Genomic DNA, 18,031 nt, shown 5'->3' on the forward strand with positions numbered 1-18,031 from the left:
CGTACTCTGTTGGTCGATGAAAAATACACCAGTGCAGAAGAATGATTGCACTGCTTCATTGAAAATGAGCTGCCACCTGAGAAATCGCATGAAATGGACTCGCTCGTCAATGCCGTGACAAATGCCATGTTTCACGCTGCCATCTTGTACGGTATTAAGTATGGGGCAAGGCTCACGAAGGAATTGCTGGAATGATAAAAGCCACGCAGATCACAAGCGATTTGCGTGGATTTTGCTTTCTCTATCAATTATCTGCATCATTTTTGTATCTTATAACAGGGACTTGCTTTGTTTTCTTCCCGACCTTAACCTTAACAGACTCGCCCGAGATTAGTCTTGCGATCTTATCCTGCAATTCATCACCGCCGAGATTGACATAGGTTATCAGCGATTCGGCTGCTGTCGTTCTGCGCCAGTAGGAGCGCACTTTTTTTCTGTCTATTGCCTTCATCACGGAAAACGGATTATATATCGACTTTTCACTGCCGAAGGAATAACCGTCATACCATTTTTTGAACTCGAGGAAATTCATCAGTTTCTCATCACAAAGCTGCTTAACTTCATTTTCGGTAAAGCCTGAATATTCAGCAAAGTTTTGGATCAGTACGAGTTTGTAGGAAATAAACAAAGAATGAAAACGATTATTAACATAATCAACAAATTATTCACCAAACCGGTGAGTGTTTTTTCGTTTAAATTGTGTTATAATGAATTATAGGTAAATAAAATATGCATTTTTCACAATCTTGAAGTCTGGTGTAGTTTATTTTACATTCGGGTATCCCGGTGTAGTATATACGACGTTTGAGCAGAAGATTATCTATTGTACTTCTTTCTGGGCTGTGGTATGATATAGTCAAGGAAAACGAAGAACACCAACCGAAGACCGAAAGGAGTAATCACGATGGATAAGAAACCTAACTTTTTCGTACAGCTGCTCATCAACCTGTTTATGGGACTGATCGGAGCAAAGGAAGTTGATGATAACGGCTTTGTTATCGAAGAATAATTTAAGGAGGAACTTACCATGAGCGAAGAAATGAAGAAGAATGTCAGCGACGAAGAGCTGAACAGGGAGCAGATCGACGAAGTAGCAGGAGGCATCTTACCTCCTCCGTCACACATACCAACCTGCTCGAAATGCGGCTCACCGATGACCCGGGGTAACGGCGTGATGTATTATTGCCCTAACGGCTGTCCCGTCATTCCGCCTACCATTGTTATCGAAGAATAATTTAAGGAAGAACTTACCATGAGCGAAGAAATGAAGAAGAATGTCAGCGACGAAGAGCTGAACAAGGAACAGGGTTCACTGCTTAACAATTGATGGAAGATCATTGATAAAAAACATAATTTAATTAGGAGGAATTAAAAATGACAAACTTTAATGTACAGGCATTCATGGATTCACTTTCTGCGGAGATGCAGGAGAAGGTAAAGGCTTGCAAGACCGAAGAGGAGCTTGCGGTCCTGATCGAAGCTGAGGGTATCGACCTTACCGCTTTTGCGGAGAACGAAGAGGACATAGAGCTTACGCTGGAAGATCTGGATGGCGTAGGCGGAGGCAGGGGTTTCCTGCAGACTGCACTTGCATCGGTGATCATGTTCACAAGCGCGGGGGCTGCGGTTGCAAGCCCAACAGGCGGAACTATATTCAATGATACAGCGATCACTGCTTCGGCTGCCGACCCCGGCGTTATCGGTGAGATGGGTAACTATGATTTTGTCGACCCTATAGCTAAGCTCGCATACGATAAAGCAAGAGAATACGGTCTTGAATATCTTGACAAGGGACTGACCGAGCTGCTCAAGAACGTTCCCTTTGGCGATTCGATAAAGGATCTTATCAAAGATCAGCTCTTCTCGGTATTCGGTATCGAGGGTGAAAAGACCATTACCACCAAGGATCTGAGCGACAAGCTTGACAAGCTGGACGAGAAGATGGATGAGGCATTTGACAAGCAGACCAAGGAACTGATCGCAGCAATGAACCGCACTGCTGTAGTACAGAAATACAAGAGCGATATGGACACTCTTGTTGCTACGGCGGACGTTGCCGCTATCATTTCGGACAGTGAGGATGAAGACGATCTGTCCGAAGAGGATAAGCTTGTCAAGCTGGCAATGGTTGTCGGCAACAGTAACACTTGGTCAACAACAGGCAGCTTCATGCACGCTTACACAGCGGTCACCAACGATATGATTGGTAAATCCTATTCAAGCGACATGGATTTCTTTACTGCTCTTTATGAGGAACAGAAAGCAAACTATCAGTTCAGCGGTGAAGTGCTTGATGTTATAACGCCTTATATTCAGAAGATGATCCTTGATTATGCAAGATACACCACGATCCTGTTGGCAAGCCTTGACGCACAGGAGCAGCTTATCTATGGTGATTTTGATGCTTCAAAGATCACCGACAAGCAGCTCAAGCTTCAGTATGAATCGCTGATGAACGACCGTACAACTATCAAGAAAGCCAAGATAGTTGTCTCCAAGAATCTGTTCGGTTCCGAAGCCTTCACCAAAAACGGTATATCTATCTCCAAGGTCAGCTCGATAAAGCTTGGTTCCAATAACTATGACAATGTTTTCGTTCACCTGAATAAGCTTCTGAGCACGAACAGACTTATACATATCCCCACCGGCAGGGTGCTCAATCCGAATTTGCAGACGGAATCGGGCTATAGGCTTATTAACGGAGATAATAAAGAGACCGAGCAGTTCGGACTTGACGGTCTTGAAAGCTCATCGAAAGAAGAGTTTGAAAAGCGTATTACCGGACAGATAGGCAACTACTACAACCACAACTGCTTTAGTGCAAAACAGATGGAACAACTGTTTGAACACGTTGAAAAACAGATAGCTTCCGGAAAGTATTCAAGCGTAGTTGATTACTTAGATAAGATGGGATTCAATGTTGACCCCAGCTGGGAATCAACAGATGTCGGAAATAGTTGGTCCCCATCCTACGGCTGGTGGATTCCGACAGGCGGCGGTTATGATGAAAGAAATTATGGTTGGAGTTTTACCGAGACTCGGTATACATGCTGGATAGATGCTATAAATCTGTCAACCGGTAAGAAAGAAAGCATAAATTGGAGAAGTGTATATAACAACACGGGTCTTGTTGATTTGGTTTGCGGAGATAAAATTTGGTGTGGCGCAAATTACATCATGTTCCATGATGCATCAGAAATGACCACTCAGGAGGCAAATGCCGAGGTTGAGAAGAAACAGGCGGAAGCAATGAAAAAGTTTGGAGAAAAGATTAAACTGGCAGCAGCACTGGCAGATAACTACAACTTCTACTATGAGAAGTATCCCGACCTTCAGGCGGCATTCGGACATGACACAAGCAAGCTCGACGAGCATTTCAGAAACTACGGTATAAAAGAGGGCAGACAGTTCTCGAAGTATTTCGACCTTCAGTATTACCTTGACAACAACCCCGATGTTAAAGCAGCATTCGGCGGAGACTATGAAAAGACACTTAATCATTTCCTTGACTACGGCGTATATGAGGGAAGAAGTCCTTCACCGTTATATGATAGCAAGAGCTATGCAAAGGCTTATCCCGATCTCACGCCCTATGAGAGATTCGAGAACTTCCTGGCGAAGAATAATACTATAAATTCTGTTACTAATTTTATCAAATAACAATAAAACTGTAATCTAACGAACTACAAAGCTCCCGTACTGCGGTGCGGGGGCTTGTTCGGGGTATAAGGAAAAGAGGATAGAAAAATGTCAAAGAAAATAATCACTATACTAACTGCGGTAATGCTCGCCTGCTCGGTGCTGACTGCCTGCGGCTCATCGCAGGGCGATAACAGCACGTCAGAGAGCACAACAACTACCGCCGCAGCAACCGAAAAAGCGGAGAATACCACCACAACGACTGCCGAAGCTGAGGAAAGCAAGCCCGACACGGACAGCATATCGGAACAGGAGGACAGAGAAGCGGCTGCGCTGTCAACGCTTCCCGAGGGAGTAGAGCCGCTTACATGGGAACCGTCTCCGGAGAACCTTATCATCAAATCGGACGAAGCGAGGGAGCTTTACACAAGGATAAAAGCCGAGGACTATCCCACCCTTGACGAGTTGAAAAACAGCGAGGTTATTGGGCAGATAGACGCGCTTTCTGCGTACTACAAGGTGCTTTACGGCAATACTGCGGCTATCGACACCCCCGAGCGCAAGCAGTTGCGTGAGGAAATCAAGAAGGAATTTCTCGCCATAGGCTCTGCACGGACGGAGAGTGTTGACGAGGAAACTGGCAGGCATAAGTACGTCTATGACGGAGAGTTTTCAAAGGACTACAAAATGGAGCTTGTGCTCGGTCTGCCTGCGTCGGGTAAATCGTCGAGAGTAGTAGACCCCGACAGCGAGGAAATGAAAGCGTTTATCCTTGACTGTGACGTTATCAAGGAGCTTATCCCCGAATTTCAGGAGAGCTACGGTGCGGGCGCTGACGCCGTTCACATGGAGAGCATGGATATAATGGACAGTGCCGTACAGGAGTTCCTTTCGGGCGAGATGAAAGGCACTAACGTTATCCTGCCGCTGGTTGCTGACGACCTCGATAATCTCACAAAGAATTATATCAAACCATTTGAGGAAGCCGGCTACACCGTAACGGCGAAGTTCGTTGAGTGTGAGCCTAATGTCAGCGTTGCAAGAAACCTCATGCGTGAGCTTGAAACGGGCAGGATAATCAACAGCGGTGTGGTTATGTCCTTTGGCACTAAGCCGCTGGAGGTGTACAAGGAGCTTGCAGAAATGAAGAACACCGCAGGCGAGCCATACGGTCTGACCGAGCTTACCGAGGATACGGAGGAAGAAATTAAGGAAGCAGCATAAGCCAAAGGAGAGTGAAAAGCTCCCCGTGATGACCTGCGTCGGAACGGCTGTCGTTTTTATCTGGAGACAGTATCTTACAAAGATCACATTTCAGGTCTGGTTCGGCGAACACTGGGGAAATTTCATATCGGCATTTCTGCTGATAGGTCTTGCCGTCACGGTCTATCCGCTGATTATCATGAAAAGCGTGGGAAATGCAAGCAATAAAACTGCCGTTTCTGCTACTTGAATCGGGGGCTGACCGTCCGATCAGCCCCAACATCTTTATTATGAGGAGAAAACAAATGAGCGAAAAAAAGCCCGACCGCCGCACTCTGAAAACACGAAAGGCGATATGTGACGCATTTGCAGAACTTCTTTATGAAAAGGAACTGCATAAGATAACAGTGCAGGAAATATCCGATAAAGCCGATGTCAACCGTGTGACTTTTTACAATCATTATCTCGACGTTTACGATCTGTATGACAAGCTCGAAGCAGACGTGCTTGTTGAACTTGGACTGCTTATATTGCAGCTTGACGAAATGCGTTCTGAGGAGTTTTTTTCATGCCTTATCGGATATATTTCCGATAAGAGAAACATATTCAGAATGATATTCAGCCCTAACGGAACAAACCGCCTTCGGGATAAATTCGGCAGACTTATGGAGGGACTTTTCAGCAAGCTGACAGCCGAAAAGCTGGACAGTGACCTTTCGGATAATAGGATAGAATATTTCAGCTGCTACCGGGCACAGGGCTGTATATCAGTTATAGAGAAATGGGTGCTGGGCGGTCTGTCGGTGCCGAAGGAATTTATCATTAAAACGGCATCGGAGCTTGACAGCAATACCGAAAAGCTTATATGTAAGCGTTAAATATAAGGAGTTATTGTTATGAGAAAAAAGCTGACAGCAGAACAGCAGGGCAATACAGCAGGAAGAGATTACACATTTGCACCTGATGACCGTGTACTTTACGGTGGTGATATGCTGACGAAAAATGTTAAAATGAACAAAGTGGATGCTATTGTGAATGAGATAGGCGAAGTACCTGTCCTTGCTTTCGGCAACAGCTCTGGTGATTTTTCTATGGCGCAGTACACTGTTCAGAACGGCGGCAGGGCATATATGCTGCTCTGTGACGATACCGAAAGAGATCACGGCGACATAGACACCGCAAATGAGTTCGCAGAGAAGTGTTCAGCACTTGGCTTTGAAACTGTTTCTATGAAGAATGAATTTGACACGATATACGGCGATAATGTAAAGTGCGTTGAATATCAGCAGGAGAAATCAGCACCGGCAGCGTGACTGTCAAAACAACAAAACAGATAGTATTATAAAGGAGTAAATTAGAATGAAGAATACGAAAGTAATTATGACAATAGTCGCAGCAGCGGTGCTTATGGCAGGCTGTGGAAGTACATCGGAGAATGATTCATCGGAGGCAGCAACTACAACAACTGCTGTTACAGAAGCCGAAACCACCACCACAACAGCGGCAGAAGAAGCTGAACCGGAAACAGAGGAAGAAACCTCCGAAACGGAGGAGGATCCCTTTGGTGATGAATACTGGGAATCCACCGAGAGACTTATCCCCGTGACCTATGAGGGCGATTTTGAGTATGACGGCGTGACCTTTAAAACGCTTGCTGATGTGTTTACGGCAGCGGGTGACGATCCAAATGTGGGGTCGTCGGGGAATCAGTTCATCTGCGTTATTGAAAATGACAACATCTGCGCACGTTTTATTGCAAATATGCCTGCGGATATGACACAGCAGCTGTATGATCTTGACATTTTTGATGATGACTACAAGCAGAAGGAGCTTGACCTTGTAAAAGATCTGGAGATCGCAAGGGTAGACGATTTGAAGGCAGGCGTACCCGCACAGGAGGAGCTTGATAAATATAACGGCTTCACGGTAAGCGAGCTTGCAGACGCAGGCTTTGAAATGAGCGGCTGGTCTATTGTGGGAACAGAGGGCGAATTTACCTTTGACAACGGATATTATGAATACGCAGTGACCTTTAATGAGCCGCTTTCCGAAGATACAGATTACAACGAAACAGGAGCAACTGATGGTTTGACCGTAAAAAGCGTGACTTACTCTCAGCTTTCCTATAATGCATTCAACACAGACGATCTGTTTGAATAAGTGTAAAGGATTTTTTTATACTAAAAATCAACAGCCAATGCACTCTTTTTCCGGGCGCATTGGCTGTTGTTAATTATGATCATTCAGACCTCGTTTCCGTTTTTATCATAGCAATCAAGACAACCTCTTTCATCAAGAAACAGAGTGCATTTCCGACAAGTTTTACGTTTATATCTCGAATCGAGTTCATGCACTCCACCCTTCGGACAAAGCCCTTCGGCATTCCATATCCAGTAATCCGTCCATGTGAGATAGTAGCCATAAAGACAGCCCACAGACTTACCGTCGGGAGCAACCTCGCCGCCTGAAAGCAATCCCCCCGCAACGCTTTCAAGATCATTTATTGAAAGCTCGGAATCCTCCGTCTCTTTTCTGAAATCTTCAGCAGGGATATTATAACCCAGCTTTTTTGCCGCAACGGAAGCCATTTCGGGTGTGATCTCGCCATCAGTCATAAGCTCGTCAAGATTTTTAAGATACTGCTGTCGAAGCCCATTATCATTATTTATCCTATTTTTCAATCTGTTTATCTCCGTCATATAAATACCTCTCGTTACTGCCCTAAATCCAGCCGTTGCCGTTTAACAAGCTCGGCAAAATAGCCGTTTTTACTGATAAGCTGCTCATAGCTGCCCTCCTCGATGATACGTCCGCCGTCAAGCACCAAAATGCGGTCGCAATGTCGGATAGTCGAAAGTCTGTGTGCTATTACAATTCGTGTGCAGCCCATTTTGTCAAGCGCCTCGCTGACCTGCTTCTGCGTCTTGTTGTCAAGTGCAGAAGTCGCTTCGTCGAACATGAGTATTTTTGGCTTGGGAGCAACAGCTCTTGCTATCATGATACGTTGCTTCTGACCGCCCGAAATGCCGCCCTGTCCTTCTGAAATGAGCGTCTGCATACCCATAGGCATAGCTCTGATGTCGTCCGCTATGCCTGCGACCTCTGCCGCTTCCCACGCTTCGTCAAGCGTCAGGTGCGGTGCGGAAATGACTATGTTTGAAAATATATCGCCTTGAAACAGTCCGCCGCTTTGCATTACCGTACCGATCTTTTGTCTCAGTGAGCCGAGGTCGAGCCTGTTTATGTCCTTGCCGTCATAGTAGACAGCGCCCTTTTCGGGCTTCTCAAAGCCCAAGAGTATACGCATTAGCGTACTCTTGCCGCATCCTGTCCTTCCGACTATAGCAACATATTCGCCAGGGCGTATTTTCAGCGACAAATTTTTTACAATGTAGGGGCTGTTTTCATTGTAGCGGAAATATACGTTGTTCAGCTCTATACCGCCCGTTAGCTTGGTGACGATCTCTTTGCCGTGTCCGTCAGGACTAAGGCGGTTATCGGCGGTCTCGGGTTCGGCTTTCAAAAAAGGCTCTGCCATTTCCAGTATCGGCTTGATACGTCCTACCGAAAGTGCCATGCCAGCCAGCGAGGTGAATGCGCCCATGACCGCACCATAAGCCGCCGTGAATGCAAAATAATTCGACTGGTCGATACCGCCCTTTACCGCAAGATAGTACAGTAGTATATTAGAGAACAGGCTTATCGCCGTAGTGATAACACCGTTCATCTTGATGAATGTGGGCGGTGCATAGGTAAGTTCAGCACTGTCGGAATAGAGGTTCAGCCACCTTGCAAAAAATCGCTTTTCCGCCCCCGACAGCTTTATCTTCTGCACACCGCTTATCATAGCATAAGTTACGCCCGATTCCCTTGCTCCAAGCTCCATTTGCCGCTTGCTTATGCGTATCTGCACCACCGAAGAAACAGTTGTAAAAATGACCGTTGTCAGTATTATCAGCAGCGACGGTACAACGAGTACAGGGGCAAAGCTGAAAATCTGCGTGATGTATAACAGCGATGTCAGCGAACTGAGTCCTGTTCCTACCACCATTCCGAGAATAAGCTCACAAAGCTGATTTACCGACATTGAACGGCTCATAAGCTCACCTGCGCTGTAATTGCGGAAGAAATTTGCGGGCAGGCTCATTATCCTCATCATCATAGCCGACTGCACGCCCAAGCTCGTTTTTGTCTGTATACGGCTGTTCAGCATAGCGCTCACCGAGCTGATAAGCTGAGAAGAAATTGCCGTGCAGAGCATACATACAGCGATACCCACAAGCATTTTCGTACTGCCGCTTGATATGACAGGTCCAGTAAGCGCCTTTGTGATGCGGGGCATAAGCATACCCACGCCTGTGACCGCAAGTGCCGCAAGAACGATCATCACAGAATCGCTCATGGTCATGCAGCCCTTCATGTACCGGAGCAGATCGGGAATCGTGAGCTTTCTCTGTGGCAGCGGCTTATAGAAGCAATAGGCTTCACGCTCGAAAAGCTCTGCCGTTTTCTTTGTCAGCTTTATCCGTTTGCTGTTCGCCCGGTCAATGAAATAGTACCCCGAATATTTGTCGGGCAGAAGTGCTGTCGGCTCGCCGCCATCTTTTTTGTAGGCGAGTATCGCCCCATAAGCGTCCTTCCACCAGTTTTCATCAAGCTCGATCTGCCGCTTCATCAGACCGTGAGGGCGCAGGCAGTAATCAAGCTGTTCCTCATGCTCTTTAATGGTCTTTGGTATCTCCACAGGTTTGAAGTGGTAATACTTCAATATATCGTCTATCGCCTGTTTGGTGATTATGTGTTCGTCGCTTATATTTGTGGCTGTCCTCTCGCCGAGTACGACCCCTGCCACACGGAAAAAGGACTCCTCAAACAGCTGCTGATCGAGGTCGCTGCGCTGTTTTATCTGCTTTTCAAACCAACCCAAAGTCCTTCACCTCTTATTCGTTCGTGACAAGCTCGGTGTATGCGCCGCCCAGCTTCATAAGCTCATCGTGAGTACCACGCTCCACGACCTTGCCCTTATCAAGCACGATTATCTCATCACAGTCACGTATGGTGGACAGTCTGTGCGCGATGACTATGCAGGTTATACCCCTGTCCTTTATTGCGTTTACGACATCATACTCCGTCTTTGCGTCGAGTGCCGAGGTCGCTTCATCGAGTATGATTATTGAGGGATCCTGTGCAAGAACACGGGCTATCTCCATTCTCTGCCGCTGACCGCCCGAAAGATCACGTCCACCCGAGATCATAAGGCTTTCATAACCGCCCTCACGCGCCATTATGTCATTATGGAGCTGTGCATCACGGGCGGCGAGTATCACCTCAAAATCCTGTACAGAGCCGTCCCACATTTTTATGTTGTCAGAGATCGTTCCCTCAAAGAGCGTTATCTCCTGATCGACCACCGCCACCGAGCCTGTCATTACAGAACGGGGGTGTTCTCTTCTCGGCTTGCCGTCGAATAATATCTCGCCCGACCACGGCTCGTAAAGTCCCGAGATCAGCTTTGAAAGCGTAGACTTGCCGCAGCCCGAAGCTCCCACAAAAGCAACACGTCCGCCCGACTTAATGCTCATTGAGAAATCGATTATCAGCGGCTCTGTGAGCTTTGAATAGCCGAAGCTCACGTTTCTCATTTCTATTTTGCCTTTTAGCTTTTTAAGGCTGTCGGGCGTATCCGTTTCGTATGTGACATTCGGGTCGTCGGGGTATTGCATAACGTCCTCGACACGCTCCATATCGGTGCGCATTTCCTGTATAGTCTGCCCTGCGCTCACAAGAGTCATGGCAGGTGACATGAACAAGCCTAAAAAGCCTTGAAACATCTGCAAAGAACCGAGAGTAAATCTTCCGTTCATCACAAACCATATACCCATCACCATTACGGCATAATTCGCAAGCGTTGACAGAAAAGCGGGTATCATACCCAGATAGTTATTCATTTTGTTTGATTTGACATTCAGAGCATTGACTGAAGCCTGATAGCCCGACCACTTCTGAAAAAATCCGTTCTCCGCACCGCTTGCCTTTATGGTCTCTATCATCTCAATGCCTGCGACCGTAGTCGAATCGAGCTTTGCGCTGTCACGCTGCATGACTCTTGTAATGTTCACACGCTTTTCGGAGATCATGCGAGTAATGAATATATTCAGTACAAGAGTGCTTATACCGACAGCGGATAAGATAAGGCTCTGTTTTAGCATAAGTATGAGATAGAACACCATCATTGCTGTGTTCAGCAAAAGCGGAGCAAAGGTATTAACAAGCGTGCCTGCTATGCTTGCGTTGGTCGCCTGCCTTGACTGTATATCACCCGCCATACGCTGAGAAAAAAATTCCATCGGCATATGCAGCACCTTCCACATATACGACGTGCTCCCGATGACCGACATTTTCCCATTTATTTTCAGGCTGTATATCGTCTGCGCCCATGCCACGATCAGCTGAACTGCTGCCAGTCCGCACATCACGCCAATGAAAGGCATCAGCCATTCGCTGTTCTGTCCTGTCAGCAGTCTATCCATAAAGATCTTGGACATGATAGGATTGATGATGCCGAATATTGAGCTGATAACCGTAGTGAGCATTACAAAAGCTACTGCCGCACCTGCTCCGATAAGACGTTTCCTTGCAAAATCAATGGTGCTTTTACGCTTGCCGCTCGGCTCGAAATCTTTACCCGGTATCGGAACTATGGTCACTCCGGTAAAGGACTTGTCAAATTCCTCCGCACCGACCTTTACAAAGCCCCTTGCTGGATCGTTTATGTATGCGTATTTGCCCTTAAAGCCGTTCAGCACCACAAAATGATTAAAATTCCAGTGTATAATGCAGGGGTACTGCCCGTTTTCCTTAATGCTTTCGGGTGAACGGCGGTACGCCTTTACGTCAAAGCCGTAGCTTTCCGCTGCCATGTAAATGTTCTTGGCGTTTGAGCCGTCACGGGACACACCGCAGTCGGCTCTGACCTGTTCCAGCGGTACCCATTTGTCATAGTAAGCCATGACCATAGCAAGAGAAGCCGCACCGCATTCGAGGGCTTCGAGCTGCATTATGACAGGCACCTTGACAGCACCCTTTGTCACGGCAGACTTTATCTTTTTATCGTTCATAATAGCTCCTCAGCTGAACAGGAATTTAATAGGGTGTATGCTTTCAATGACTATCTTGACATCGTATTTTCCGTCAGCTTCATTGACAGGTGCTAATGCTACTGTTCTTCCGAAATCATCTTTTTCGACAGTTGCTATTTCATACTCGTCCGAGTCGATACGCACAGTCATATCCGAGGTTATCTCACCCTTTCCACTGTCTGTCACCATTATCTGAGCCTGACCGTTCTCGACCAATGCCACGCCGTCAGTAAGCGTTTCAAGGCTTCCTACCATGCTCCATGCGAATAGTCCTCCGAGAAGCATTATCACCGCTGCCAGCAGCACCCATACACCCGGGTTTGTAACACGCAGATAATCGGTAAGCTGCTCGGGGGAAGAAATGCGGTCAAGCGATCTCTGCCTGAATATATTCGACTTTTGTTCTGCCATTTATATCACCCTTTTACTCGATAGTAAGAATATCAACAAAGCCGGTTACCTCAAAGACCTCCATGACCTCGGGGCGCACCTTTGTTAACGTCAACTCACCGCCCTGTGCGTCCATTTCCTTAACTGCCGCAAGAAGAACTCTAAGTCCCGCACTTGATATGTATTCAAGCTCCGCAAGATCGAATACTATTTTTTCTGTGTCTTCAAGTGCGGGTTCAAGCTGTTCCTCAAGCTCGGGTGAGGTCAGGGTGTCAAGTCTGCCCTTAATTGCAACGGTAAGCGTTTTGTTATTTCTGTTTAATTGGATCGTCATAAGTTTTCACCTCTAACATATTGTGTCTGTTGCTATATTATCATTATATCATAATTCATAAATAAAAACACTCACCGGTTTGGTGAATGAATTACTTGACAAAAAATAAAAGCGGCACATTTCAAATCTTAGTGCCACTTGTTACATTCTAAAAAAGTTTATCCTTATCTATTCCCAACACCTGCATGATCTTTAACATCATCGGCAGGTCGGGAAGCCTTTCGCCGTTTACCCAGCGAAAAACGGTCTGGTGCTGTACGCCTAACTTTTTCGCAAGCTCCTGCTTTGACATACCGCTTTCCTCTATGAGCTTTTTAAGCCTTTGTCCTATAAGACCCTTGCCCTGATAGGTCTGCTCTATCATCTCGTCGGTGATGTCAGACACCGGATAGCGAAGATTGCCGAGTGCCTTTTTAAGCGCCTTTTGGGTGATCGGCTTTGCAAGGAATGCACTGGCGAAAGTCTTGTAGCTCTCAAAGGCGTATTCGGTAAAGCCCGTGATATAAATAAGATTTGTTCTCGGATATTTGCCCTGTATCTTTTCGGCGAGCTTTATGCCGTTTATCCCGGGCATTTCTATGTCCATGAAAACAATATCGAACTGCTGCTCCGTCAGCAGCTTCATGACCTCGGAGGGACGAGTAATGCCTGTACATTCGGCATCGGGTCTCAGCTCTCCCAGTTTGGCTATCATATCATCAACTATCGCCTTGTGATCGTCAACTATAAGTATATTCATTTATCTCACACACTTTCCTCGGCAGACCTATCTCGGCAGTCGTACCGTGGTCTGTAATTTCTATCTCCAGCGTTCCTCCGCATTGGAGCTGCAATCTTTTTCTTGTATTCTCTATCCCGATACCGTTGTGAGGAAGCTCAAACTCCGCATCTTCATCGGCTGACTTGCTCCCGTCATCGTTTATCTGAACGACAATGCGCTCACCGTCTGTGAATGTCCTGACGGTTATCGCTCCGCCGCCCCAGCCGATACCGTGCTTTACGGCATTTTCGACCAGCGGCTCAAGGGTAAGAGGCGGTATGAGAAATTCGGAGACACCGATATCAAATTCCAGCTTCAGCCTGTCCTCATAATCCACCTGCACCAGCGAAAGATAGAGCTTTGCGTTTTCAAGCTCGTCCTCAAAGGGTATCAGCGAGGTCTTCTTCAATGCGCCGATATGTGTACGAAGGTACTGAGTGAAATCGTCAAGACAGTCGGCAGCCTTCGTCTTATCAGTATTGATAAGCGAACGGATTATGCTCAGCGTGTTGTAGATGAAATGCGGCTGTATCTGATTTTTCAGCACAAGCAGTTCATTCCTTGCGGAATCACGCTCTTTTTCAAGCGCCGTTTCCCTTATCTCACGCTGATAGACGGCTGTAAGATACATATAGTATTCGAGTATGCAGAAGGCGGTGACCTGAGCTGAAAGATCATAATCGTATTGGAATACATATTCTCCCAAAGCGGCAATGACAGCCTGTGCCAGTATTCCAAATATCATGATACTTTGTCTTGCGTTCTGCTTAAAGCTGATAAGCGAAAAGATCAGCAAAAGCAGAAGATATATGAGCTGCACAACGAACACTGTAATATGCAGCGGACCTCCGTAAAAAATATTATCCTCGCCCAAGCCAAAGGTCAGATCCGAACCGAAAAATCGGGTGGAATATATGATACCGTTCACCACGACAGGAAGTATGCACAGGTACTTGTATTTCTTATCCGGCAGTATAACAAGCACCTCTATCAATATTATGACAGGGCGAATAATATACGAGATCGTGTCCCATATATAACGCCTTTCGATTGCAAACGGCGTCATATCAGGATCAGTAACGGTAAGGAACTTGTAATAATTTCCGATATAATCTGATACCGTGATAGCAAGCAGGAGTATGATGCCCGCCCTGAAGCAACTTGAAGCAGGTATTTTCGCATTTCTGTTGACGAACATCAGCAGCACAAGCCCCGAAAGAGTCATGAGGGTCATGTAATTATAGGAAAAATAGTCAGCAAAGCTCATTTTTTATCACCATACATAATTATAGCATATCAATGACGAAAAAGCAACAAGCGAATAATATAAATACATAAAAAAATTCACCAAACCGGTGAGTATTTGAACGTGCCAAAAAGATTGAAAAACCGTATTTTTGATTGACTTTGTAAAGAAAATAGTGTATAATATATGTATAAACCAATAACTCGAAAGCAAATCAACAATCAGGAGGAATTTACCATGACAGTTACAAAAACAAAAAAAGGAACAGAGCTTGTTATAGCTATCGAGGGCAGAGTTGACACAACTACCTCTCCTCAGCTTGAAACCGAGATCAAGGACAGCATTGATGGTATTGCAAAGCTGGTATTTGACTTTACAAAGGTGGAGTATATCTCCTCGGCAGGACTTCGTGTGCTGCTGTCGGCTCAGAAGACCATGAACAAGCAGGGCGAGATGTGTGTCACGAATTGCAGCGAGGATATCATGGAGATATTCGAGGTCACGGGTTTTACGGATATACTGACCATAAAGTAAGCAGGAGGTTATGCTATGAAATCGGATATATACGAGCTTGACAAGCTGTCGAACGACTACTGTGCAATACCTGCCGAAGCCGAAAAGGTAGCCGTTTATAACGGACTTGACAGGAAAAGCACGATGCGTCTGCGTCTGCTTGCCGAGGAAATGATCTGTATGCTGCCGCAGCTGCTTATCTACGGCAAGGGAGAATTCTGGATAGAAAACGAGGGCAGCGATTACGAACTTCATCTGTCGGTAACGCCTTTCGATATGAATGCATCTGACAGAGACAAGATTCTCAGCGTTTCCAAAAGCGGAAAGAATGCGGCGGCTGTGGGTATAATAGGCAAGATAGTCAATGCCGTAGAGATACTTATGTCAGACAGAGCGAAACTTGCCAAAGAAGATCCGTACCGATTTTTCATGATGGGAGCGACAAACATCAACCCCATCTCGGATAATATGGCATGGTCGCTTATGAGCTACAAAAACGCCTTCGATTCGGAAGAAGAAATGCAGAATAAAGCCGAAGCATGGGACGAGCTTGAAAAGTCAATCATCGCCAATCTTGCCGATGATGTTATCGTTGGTGTGCTTGGCGGCAAGGTGGACATTGTTGTCAAAAAGAAGTTTTAAAACCATAATTACCCTGTTTAGATCGGGAGGTGTCTATGCGTTCATTGGAAATAAAAGCAACAGTCGAAAACCTTGATACAGTTATAGCTTTCATAGACGAACAGCTCGAAGCGGCTGACTGCCCGATGAAAACGCAAATGCAGATAGAGCTGGCTGTCGAGGAGATATTCGTGAATATCGCTCACTATGCCTATGCTCCCGAGACAGGAATGGCTGTTATTGGGATAGATATTTCGGATGGCAGGGCTGTCATAACATTTGAGGACAGCGGCATTCCCTACGATCCGCTTGCAAAGCCCGACCCCGATACCACCCTTGCCGCAGAGGACAGAGACGTTGGCGGGCTTGGAATATTCATGGTCAAAAAGAGCATGGACGACGTGAGATATGAATACCGTGAGGGAAAGAATACACTTACGCTGAAAAAAGGTCTGGTGAGTAAATGAAAAAAGGAATGAGCATCAAGACAAAAACAGTTATCGCAACTATCCTCTTTATGAGTATCCTTACTGCTGCCATTGCTGTTATCGGATACAAGCTATACCATGATAGTCTGATGCGCAACTACATTACCTATACGGATACAGTTTTGGAATATTCCTATCGGTCGAGCGTTAGACACTCTTTTGGAGATATGATAGCAGACCGAGAAATGCCGCCTGATTATGAGGTGTTTAGGGAGGAACTCAACCAGATAAAGGACAGTTCTGACATTGAATATCTGTATGCGATATACTTTGAAGACATAGACGAGCTTCATAGTCTGCATTATGCCATAAACGCCAAGAACCAAAAAGAGCTGTCCTCCGGCAAGCCGTTGTCGGAAATCTACAGCTATATGGGAAAGCCTTGCGAGGAGGGTAGTTTTGAGGACGATACGCTGAAAACTCTTCAGCAAGCAGTAAAGAACAGAAATACCGAAAACGCAAGCTTAGAAGGCTATTCAGATGAGTACGGTCACATGCTCAACGGGTATCGGGTGATATATGACAGCAACGATAATGCCGTCGGACTTATCTGTGTTGAGATCGACATCAACAGGATAAATGCAGAAATACACAAGTATCTGTTAACGGTCATACTTATAGCAGTTATCCTCACTACTGTTATAATTCTTTTATCCACGCTCAATACCCGGTATTACCTTATCGGACCTATTGTCAGGATAACAAAAAGCTCTGATTTATTTCTGAAACAGCTGCAGGATAATACAGACCCGGATATGCTTGAATATGAAGATGCTCACGTTAATACCGGCGGTGAGTTGAGTTTGCTTGCAATTAACGTAAAAAGCCTTGCCGACGGAGTGGCATCTTATATGACAAATCTCAGGGCTGTCACAGCTGAAAAGGAGCGCATCGGCACAGAACTTGAACTTGCTAAAAAGATACAAGCATCAATGCTTCCAAATATTTTTCCGCCATTCCCCGAGCGCACAGAGTTTGATATTTATGCGACCATGACCCCCGCAAAAGAGGTCGGCGGAGATTTCTACGATTTCTTCCTTATCGACGATAATCATCTCGGGCTTGTCATGGCGGACGTGAGCGGCAAGGGCGTTCCTGCGGCACTGTTTATGATGGCGTCTAAGATCTTATTGAAGAATTATGCTATGACAGGCAGCAGCCCTTCAAAGGTACTTGAGCAGACCAATGCACAAATATGTAAGAACAATGAGCAGGAAATGTTCGTGACCGTTTGGTTTGGCATTCTCGAAATATCCACCGGCAGGATAACCGCCGCCAATGCAGGACATGAATACCCGATCATCAAAAAAACAGACGGTGATTTCGAGCTATTCAAGGACAAGCACGGTTTTGTTGTCGGCGGTATGGACGGCATGAAATATAAGGATTATGAGCTGATTCTTGAAAAAGGTGACGTGCTGTTCCTGTATACCGACGGTGTTGCGGAGGCTACCAATGTAAAAAACGAACTCTTTGGCACGGACAGATTGCTTACAGCATTGAACAATAGCAAGACCGCCGACCCGAAGGTGCTTCTTGAAAATGTCAAATCTGCCGTCGATGAGTTTGCGGGCGAAGCGGAGCAGTTTGACGATCTGACTATGCTTGGCATAATACTGAAATAACAGCCTTCCAGGCAAAGGGGTATGTCATGGAATTTCTAAGAGTGCATCAGTTAAATCTGATGCTTGTAATGGC

The 18,031-nt window shown here is 46.0% G+C and carries 19 protein-coding genes; 11 read left to right on the top strand and 8 right to left on the bottom strand.

What is annotated here, in order from left to right:
• Nucleotides 1-244: 244 nt before the first annotated feature.
• The gene (locus BT142_RS01380; RefSeq protein ID WP_072416407.1) at nucleotides 245-628 is read right to left on the bottom strand and encodes an AAA family ATPase; all 384 of its coding nucleotides are present in this window, start codon (nucleotides 626-628) and stop codon (nucleotides 245-247) included.
• A gap of 399 nt (nucleotides 629-1,027) precedes the next feature.
• Here BT142_RS01380 and BT142_RS01385 point away from each other — a divergent pair, with 399 nt between their 5' ends.
• From BT142_RS01385 to BT142_RS01415, 7 genes are all read left to right on the top strand, one after another.
• The gene (locus tag BT142_RS01385) at nucleotides 1,028-1,234 is read left to right on the top strand and encodes a hypothetical protein (protein WP_072416408.1); all 207 of its coding nucleotides are present in this window, start codon (nucleotides 1,028-1,030) and stop codon (nucleotides 1,232-1,234) included.
• Between the two features lie 140 nt (nucleotides 1,235-1,374).
• Nucleotides 1,375-3,660: a hypothetical protein gene (locus tag BT142_RS01390; protein WP_072416409.1), complete on the top strand. Its 2,286-nt coding sequence runs from the start codon at nucleotides 1,375-1,377 to the stop codon at nucleotides 3,658-3,660.
• Between the two features lie 87 nt (nucleotides 3,661-3,747).
• Complete coding sequence (locus tag BT142_RS01395) at nucleotides 3,748-4,863, top strand: zeta toxin family protein (RefSeq protein ID WP_072416410.1); 1,116 nt, start codon at nucleotides 3,748-3,750, stop codon at nucleotides 4,861-4,863.
• A 28-nt stretch (nucleotides 4,864-4,891) separates the two neighbouring features.
• The gene (locus BT142_RS01400; protein ID WP_072416411.1) at nucleotides 4,892-5,092 is read left to right on the top strand and encodes a hypothetical protein; all 201 of its coding nucleotides are present in this window, start codon (nucleotides 4,892-4,894) and stop codon (nucleotides 5,090-5,092) included.
• A 55-nt stretch (nucleotides 5,093-5,147) separates the two neighbouring features.
• Nucleotides 5,148-5,720, top strand: a complete 573-nt coding sequence (locus BT142_RS01405; RefSeq protein ID WP_072416412.1) for a TetR/AcrR family transcriptional regulator — start codon at nucleotides 5,148-5,150, stop codon at nucleotides 5,718-5,720.
• 18 nt (nucleotides 5,721-5,738) lie between these two features.
• Nucleotides 5,739-6,155, top strand: coding sequence for a hypothetical protein (locus BT142_RS01410; RefSeq protein ID WP_072416413.1), 417 nt, complete (start codon nucleotides 5,739-5,741; stop codon nucleotides 6,153-6,155).
• Nucleotides 6,156-6,201: 46 nt separating this feature from the next.
• Nucleotides 6,202-7,002 (top strand): hypothetical protein, encoded by an 801-nt coding sequence (locus BT142_RS01415; protein ID WP_072416414.1) that lies wholly within the window; start codon nucleotides 6,202-6,204, stop codon nucleotides 7,000-7,002.
• A gap of 83 nt (nucleotides 7,003-7,085) precedes the next feature.
• Here the strand turns inward: BT142_RS01415 and BT142_RS01420 are convergent, their stop codons facing one another.
• The 7 genes from BT142_RS01420 to BT142_RS01450 all read right to left on the bottom strand — a co-directional run bounded on the left by BT142_RS01420 (nucleotide 7,086) and on the right by BT142_RS01450 (nucleotide 14,732).
• Entirely contained in the window at nucleotides 7,086-7,523 is a 438-nt protein-coding gene (locus tag BT142_RS01420; RefSeq protein WP_072416415.1) for a hypothetical protein, read from the bottom strand.
• 32 nt (nucleotides 7,524-7,555) lie between these two features.
• Nucleotides 7,556-9,769 carry an NHLP bacteriocin export ABC transporter permease/ATPase subunit gene (locus BT142_RS01425; RefSeq protein ID WP_072416416.1) on the bottom strand — a complete coding sequence of 738 codons (2,214 nt, stop codon included), beginning with the start codon at nucleotides 9,767-9,769 and terminating at the stop codon, nucleotides 7,556-7,558.
• A gap of 13 nt (nucleotides 9,770-9,782) precedes the next feature.
• A complete protein-coding gene (locus BT142_RS01430; RefSeq protein WP_072416417.1) occupies nucleotides 9,783-11,960 on the bottom strand; it encodes an NHLP family bacteriocin export ABC transporter peptidase/permease/ATPase subunit in 2,178 nt (725 codons plus the stop codon).
• Between the two features lie 9 nt (nucleotides 11,961-11,969).
• Nucleotides 11,970-12,392 (bottom strand): hypothetical protein, encoded by a 423-nt coding sequence (locus BT142_RS01435; protein ID WP_072416418.1) that lies wholly within the window; start codon nucleotides 12,390-12,392, stop codon nucleotides 11,970-11,972.
• Nucleotides 12,393-12,405: 13 nt separating this feature from the next.
• Complete coding sequence (locus tag BT142_RS01440; RefSeq protein ID WP_072416419.1) at nucleotides 12,406-12,705, bottom strand: STAS domain-containing protein; 300 nt, start codon at nucleotides 12,703-12,705, stop codon at nucleotides 12,406-12,408.
• A 148-nt stretch (nucleotides 12,706-12,853) separates the two neighbouring features.
• The gene (locus tag BT142_RS01445) at nucleotides 12,854-13,444 is read right to left on the bottom strand and encodes a response regulator (RefSeq protein WP_072416420.1); all 591 of its coding nucleotides are present in this window, start codon (nucleotides 13,442-13,444) and stop codon (nucleotides 12,854-12,856) included.
• Nucleotides 13,425-14,732 (bottom strand): sensor histidine kinase, encoded by a 1,308-nt coding sequence (locus BT142_RS01450; RefSeq protein WP_072416421.1) that lies wholly within the window; start codon nucleotides 14,730-14,732, stop codon nucleotides 13,425-13,427. The genes BT142_RS01445 and BT142_RS01450 overlap by 20 nt, the downstream gene beginning before the upstream one ends.
• 216 nt (nucleotides 14,733-14,948) lie before the next feature.
• Here BT142_RS01450 and BT142_RS01455 point away from each other — a divergent pair, with 216 nt between their 5' ends.
• The 4 genes from BT142_RS01455 to BT142_RS01470 are packed head-to-tail and all read left to right on the top strand — an operon-like array spanning nucleotide 14,949 to nucleotide 17,958.
• A complete protein-coding gene (locus BT142_RS01455) occupies nucleotides 14,949-15,245 on the top strand; it encodes an STAS domain-containing protein (RefSeq protein WP_072416422.1) in 297 nt (98 codons plus the stop codon).
• Between the two features lie 15 nt (nucleotides 15,246-15,260).
• The gene (locus BT142_RS01460) at nucleotides 15,261-15,866 is read left to right on the top strand and encodes a hypothetical protein (RefSeq protein ID WP_072416423.1); all 606 of its coding nucleotides are present in this window, start codon (nucleotides 15,261-15,263) and stop codon (nucleotides 15,864-15,866) included.
• A 35-nt stretch (nucleotides 15,867-15,901) separates the two neighbouring features.
• Nucleotides 15,902-16,312 (top strand): ATP-binding protein, encoded by a 411-nt coding sequence (locus BT142_RS01465; protein ID WP_072416424.1) that lies wholly within the window; start codon nucleotides 15,902-15,904, stop codon nucleotides 16,310-16,312.
• Between the two features lie 8 nt (nucleotides 16,313-16,320).
• Nucleotides 16,321-17,958, top strand: coding sequence for a PP2C family protein-serine/threonine phosphatase (locus tag BT142_RS01470; RefSeq protein WP_207647518.1), 1,638 nt, complete (start codon nucleotides 16,321-16,323; stop codon nucleotides 17,956-17,958).
• Nucleotides 17,959-18,031: the final 73 nt, after the last annotated feature.

It is taken from the genome of Ruminococcus sp. YE71 (assembly GCF_900119155.1).
GTDB lineage: Bacteria > Bacillota > Clostridia > Oscillospirales > Ruminococcaceae > YE71.